Genomic DNA, 332 nt, shown 5'->3' on the forward strand with positions numbered 1-332 from the left:
GCAGAGACCGTATCGGTGCCGTCAGACACATCAAAACCGAAGTTTACGTCGCCATTGAAGTTTTCGTTTGGAGCGAATGTGTAAGTACCATTACCGTTATCAGTAAGGATACCGTCACCGCCATCGTAGGTCACACCTTCAACCGTTAGGTTGTCGCCTTCAATGTCCGTTGCACCTGTTAATAGGTCGGCATCGGTGAAGATTAACGTGCCATCTTCTTCAACGCTGAACTGTTGGTCTTGAGGGACTGGCAGGTCATTAACTGGATTAACAGTAAGGTCAGCCGAAGCTTGAACCGTGTTGGTACCATCTGAGATATCGAAGCTGATATC

At 47.9% G+C, this 332-nt stretch carries 1 protein-coding gene; it reads right to left on the reverse strand.

What is annotated here, in order from left to right:
* Window positions 1-332, reverse strand: a 332-nt coding sequence (locus AB4375_RS21105; protein ID WP_372052469.1) for a tandem-95 repeat protein, incomplete at both ends; no start/stop codon positions are given.

Source organism: Vibrio sp. 10N.261.51.C6 (genome assembly GCF_041471785.1).
Taxonomy (GTDB): domain Bacteria; phylum Pseudomonadota; class Gammaproteobacteria; order Enterobacterales; family Vibrionaceae; genus Vibrio; species Vibrio crassostreae_C.